This window comes from Microbispora sp. ZYX-F-249 (assembly GCF_039649665.1).
In the GTDB taxonomy this organism is placed as follows: domain Bacteria; phylum Actinomycetota; class Actinomycetes; order Streptosporangiales; family Streptosporangiaceae; genus Microbispora; species Microbispora maris.
The window spans coordinates 1-5,018 of sequence record NZ_JBDJAW010000100.1 but is presented as its reverse complement, the minus strand read 5'-3'; the positions used below and the strand labels follow the sequence as shown (position 1 = coordinate 5,018).

Annotated in this window: 4 protein-coding genes; 2 read left to right on the top strand and 2 right to left on the bottom strand. The window is 69.8% G+C overall.

The annotated features are described in order from the left end of the window. Window positions 1-671, top strand: a 671-nt coding sequence (locus AAH991_RS39755; RefSeq protein ID WP_346231129.1) for an RICIN domain-containing protein, incomplete at its 5' end; no start/stop codon positions are given. Window positions 672-779: 108 nt separating this feature from the next. On the opposite strand, the gene AAH991_RS39750 is transcribed toward AAH991_RS39755, so the two are convergent. Then, complete coding sequence (locus tag AAH991_RS39750) at window positions 780-1,820, bottom strand: LacI family DNA-binding transcriptional regulator (protein WP_346231128.1); 1,041 nt, start codon at window positions 1,818-1,820, stop codon at window positions 780-782. A 490-nt stretch (window positions 1,821-2,310) separates the two neighbouring features. On the opposite strand from AAH991_RS39750, the gene xynC reads away from it, so the two are divergent. Next, window positions 2,311-4,020: a glucuronoarabinoxylan endo-1,4-beta-xylanase XynC gene (xynC, locus tag AAH991_RS39745; protein ID WP_346231127.1), complete on the top strand. Its 1,710-nt coding sequence runs from the start codon at window positions 2,311-2,313 to the stop codon at window positions 4,018-4,020. A 116-nt stretch (window positions 4,021-4,136) separates the two neighbouring features. On the opposite strand, the gene AAH991_RS39740 is transcribed toward xynC, so the two are convergent. Then, window positions 4,137-4,850, bottom strand: coding sequence for a FadR/GntR family transcriptional regulator (locus tag AAH991_RS39740; protein ID WP_346231126.1), 714 nt, complete (start codon window positions 4,848-4,850; stop codon window positions 4,137-4,139). Window positions 4,851-5,018: the final 168 nt, after the last annotated feature.

Below are 5,018 nucleotides of genomic sequence, written 5' to 3'. Positions count from 1 at the left end.
AGGGTCTGCGGGGCCGCGGCGGCTACACGGTGGACGCGACGTGGAGCTCCGGCGGGTCCACGGAGATCCTCGTCAGGTTCGACCGCGACGGTACGGTCAACGTGCGCAGCCGGATCTTCACCGGCACCTACCAGGTGGTCGACGCCGAGACCGGCGGCGCGGTCACCGTCACCAAACCCGAGGCCGACGTCATCGCGCTGCCCGGCCAGGCAGGGCGCACCTACCGCCTGACCGGGTCCGGCGGCGGCTCGACGCCGACGGGATACATGCGGATCACCAACGTCACCACCGGCCTCGTCCTGGACAGCGGCGGCAACGTGGCGTCGGGGTCGAACCTCAAGCAGTGGAACTGGGACGGCAGCACCAACCTGCAGTGGCAGCTCGTCGACCTGGGCGGCGGCTGGTACCGCATCGTCAACCGCACCAACGGCATGGTCGTCGACAGCTGGGGCAACACCGCCAACGGCGCCAACGCCAGGCAGTCGGCCTGGAACGGCGGCAACAACCAGCAGTGGCGCCTCAACAACGTGGGCAACGGCCGCTACCAGATCGTCAACCGCGGCACCGGCACCGCCCTCGACGGCATGGGCAACAGCTCCGCCGGCTCCACCGTGGGCATGTGGACGCCGAACAACAGCACCAACAACCAGTGGACCATCACGAACGTGTGATCTCAGGGAGCCCGCCGAAGGCTCAGAGCAGTGCCTCTCCGCGACCGCTCCCGGTGGCGGAGAGGCGCCGTCATGCCGCAGGCCGGTTCTGTGGGGCGGTGAGCCCGCTCAGGCCGATCTCGGCGGGGCCGTGCTGTCGCGGACCACGAGGGCGGCGCCGAGCTCGACAAGTGGCCGGGATGGCCTGTCCCCGTCGGCGAGCGCCAGCGCGATGCGCGCGGCGGTGGCGCCTATCTCGAAGAACGGCTGACGTACGGTCGTCAGCGCCGGTGCGACCCACTCGCAGTGCTCGATGTCGTCGAACCCGACCACGCTGAGGTCGTCCGGGATGCGCAGGCCGAGGAGCCGAGCCGCCTCGTAGACGCCGAACGCCTGCAGGTCGTTGCCGCACACGACGGCCGTCGGCGGGTCGGGCAGGGTCAGCAGCTGCGACCCGAGATCCCGCCCGTGCTCGAACAGGAACGGCCCGCTGCGCAGGAGACGCTCGTCGAACGGCACGCCGGCGGTGTCCAGAGCGGCCCGGAACCCGTCCAGCCGCGCCCGCGTGGCCAGGAATCCGGCCGGCCCGGTGATCAGGCCGATGCGCCGGTGCCCCAGCTCCAGCAGGTGCCGCGTGGCCGCCAGAGCACCGCTCCAGCTGGTCGACCCCACCGAGGGCGTGGGATGCACGTCCCCCGTCGGGTCCAGCGCCACGAGCGGCACGCCGCGCGCCTCGAACAGCTCGCGGTGCTCGGTGGTGACCTCCGAGACGACGGCGATCACTCCCACCGGCTGCCGCTGCAGCAGAGGCTCCACCCAGGGCAGGCCCGCCGTCACGCGCGAGCGCACGTCGGTGAAGCCGACGCCCAGCTGCCGGGTGGCCGCGACCTGCTCGACGCCCCGCATGATCTCCATCGCTATGAAGCCCAGCATGTTGCTGAACACCACTTCGAGGCCGCGCGCCGACCCGGCGGGGACCGGTCTGCGGTACCCGTGCTCGCGCAGGAGCTCCTCCACCCGCTTACGGGTGCTCTCCCCCACCCCTGTCCGGCCGTGGAGCACCTTCGACACCGTCGGCGGCGAGACCCCGGCGAGCTGGGCGATCGCGGCGACGGTGAGGTCACCGCGCCGCAGTCCTCGGCGTCCCTGCAACCGGCCTCCCCCGATCATGCGGGGGAGTCTACGTGACCCCGGGCGGGATCGACCGCGAACGCGAACACGGCTGCGGCGCCGGCGAGCAGTGGGCGGCGGCGCGGTACCACGGAAAGCAGCGATAAAAAGGGTTATCAAGGACTTTCAAGGTAGCTATCGGTCAGAGGTGTGCGGTTCGCATACTCGGACGCCGGCCCGGCGAGGCGGTGCGCTGCTGAAAATTTCAGCGGGACCTGATGTCGCGACACCGGTTTCGACGAAAATTCTCGGCCTTTCGTGCCCCTTTCGTCGGCGGTGGACGGGCGCGGCCTGTCTTCATTCACCTGGCCGGATGCGCTTTCCATCGCCTCTCCCCCAGCTCCGAGAGCGTTTCCGCACCGCCGCCGGGAGCGGGACCCGGGCTGATGTTTCCGAAATTTGAGGAGGTTAGTTCACGAAATTTTCCTATAACGTGCGCGCAGGTGATGTCGAGACCCCGTGCTCGACGTGAAGCGCAACAGGAGGAGTCATGACGCAAGGCCGGAATGAGCCCGTCAGCAGCGAGCGGAAAGTGCTGAGCCGGAGATCCGTCCTGGCGACGATGGGTGCCCTGCCGGTTATCACGGCCGCCACGTCGATCCTGGGGGCCACGGAGGCCGCGGCGGCCACCGCGACCATCAATCCGTCGGCGCAGCGGCAGACGATCCGGGGCTTCGGCGGCATGGCCCACGCGGCCTGGATCGGCGACCTGACGGCCGCCCAGCGGGAGACGGCGTTCGGCACCGGCGAGGGCAAGCTGGGGTTCTCCATCCTCCGGATCCCCGTCGGTGAGAGCCAGGCGGACTTCGGCCGTGACCTGGCGACGGCGCAGCGCGCGGCCGAGCTCGGGGTGACCGTCTTCGCGTCGCCGTGGAACCCCCCCGCCAGCATGATCGAGACCTTCAACCGCAACGGCCAGACCAACGCGAAACGGCTCAGGTACGACCAGTACGCCGCGTACGCGCAGCATCTGAACTCTTTCAGCACGTACATGAAGAACAACGGGGTGAACCTGTACGCCATCTCCGTGCAGAACGAGCCCGACTACGCGCACGACTGGACATGGTGGACGTCCACCGAGATGGTCCGGTTCCTGCGGGAGAACGCCGGCTCGATCAACACCAGGGTCATCGCGCCCGAGTCCTTCCAGTACGTGAAGAGCATGTCGGACCCGATCCTCAACGACTCCACGGCGCTGGCCAATGTGGACATCATCGGCGCGCACCTCTACGGCACGTCGTACTCGAACTTCCCCTACCCCCTCTTCAAGCAGAAGGGCGCGGGCAAGGATCTGTGGATGACCGAGGTCTACTACCCCAACAGCAGCGACTCGGCGGACACCTGGCCACAGGCGCTCGACGTGGGTGAGCACATGCACCGCGCCATGGTGGACGCCGAGTTCCAGGCGTACGTCTGGTGGTACATCCGGCGCAGCTACGGCCCCATGCGCGAGGACGGCCAGCTCAGCAAGCGCGGCGCCATCATGGCGCAGTTCGCCAGGTTCGTCCGTCCCGGCTACGTGCGGATCGACGCGACGGCGAACCCGGCGACGAACGTCTACGTCTCGGCGTACCGGAGCGGCAACACCGTCGTCATCGTCGCCCTGAACAAGGGGACCTCCGCGGTGAGCCAGCAGTTCACCGTGGCGAACGCCGGCTCGGCCGGCGTCTCGTCCTGGGTGACCGACGGGAGCAGGAACGTCGCACCCCAGGCGGCGACCACCATGTCGAACGGCTCCCTCACCGTCACGCTTCCCGCGCGCAGCATGACGACCTTCGTGACCAGCCTGGGCGGCGGCCAGTCGCCCAGTCCGTCGCCCATCGTGTCGCCTGTCGTGTCGCCCACCCAGTCGCCCAGCGCGTCGCCCAGTGGCGGCACCGGGACCGGGCCCCGGGTCGGCTACACGATGAACACCTGGGGCAACGGCTTCACCGCGAGCATCAGCATCACCAACACCGGGACCTCGACGATCAACGGCTGGACCCTGGCCTTCACCCTGCCCTCGGGCCAGGCCATCACCTCCGGCTGGAACGCCACCTACTCGCCCTCCAGCGGCCAGGTGAGCGCCCGCAACGTCGACTACAACGGCACGCTCGCTCCCGGGGCCACCGTCGACATCGGCTTCCAGGCCACCCACACCGGCAACACCGCCGAACCGACCGCCTTCACGCTCAACGGCGTTCCCTGCACCGTGGTCTGACCGGAAGGGACGGGTGCGGCCCCTCCGGCGAGTGAGGGGCCGCCGCGTCCGGTGACGCCGGGGCCCGATGCGTCACCGGGCCCCGGCGCCTGCTCGTCCGGAGCGGCATGCCCTGGTCACGGCGTCGGGTGCGGGTCGGCGCCGGACCGTGACCGGCCGAGGTTTTCCCGCAGCCAGGTTTCCGTGGTGCTGACGTGCATGAGCGCCGCGGCCTGGGCGAGGGGGGCGTCGCCGGCCGCGAGCGCGCGGTAGATGGCGGCGTGCTCGGCGATCGTACGGCCGGCCGCGTTCTCCTCCACGAGCCCGCGCCACACACGCGCCCGCAGTGTCTGGCTGGCGATGCCGCCGAGTAACGCCGACAGCGACTTGTTTCCCGTCGCCTCGAACACGGCGCGGTGGAAGGCGTCGTCGTGGTGGTTGAGCGCTTCGATGTCGTCCTGCGCCCCGATCATCGCGTTGAGATGCCGTTCGACCTCCGCGAGCTGGCGGGCGGTGATGCGGGCGGCGGCCAGCGCGGTGGCCACCGGCTCGAACAGCCGCCGCACCTCGGTGATCTCGAGCAGGTCGTCGCCCCGCATCATCTCGACGGCCAGGCCGACGCCTTCGAGCAGCAGCTCCGGCGAGAGGCTCGTGACGTAGGTGCCGTCGCCTCTGCGTACCTCCAGCACGCGGGTGGTGACGAGGGAGCGGACCGCTTCTCTGAGCAGGTTGCGGGACAGGCCGAGCTCGGCGGCGAGCTCCTGCTCGGGAGGCAGCCGGGCGCCCGGGGGCAGCGTCCCGTCCTTGATGAGCTGCCTGATGCGTTCGATCGCCTGCTCCGTCAACGACATACCTGCATTTTGGTACGCCAGGACAGCGAACCTCTACATGGCTCCTCCGGTCCATGGAACGGTCTCAAGGCCGTGCCGGACGAGCGGACCACGGTGACAACGCCGACGCCGCGCCCACCGCTCCTCGGGGGTGGGGTGTGCACCCCCGAGGAGCGGCGAAAGCGGGTC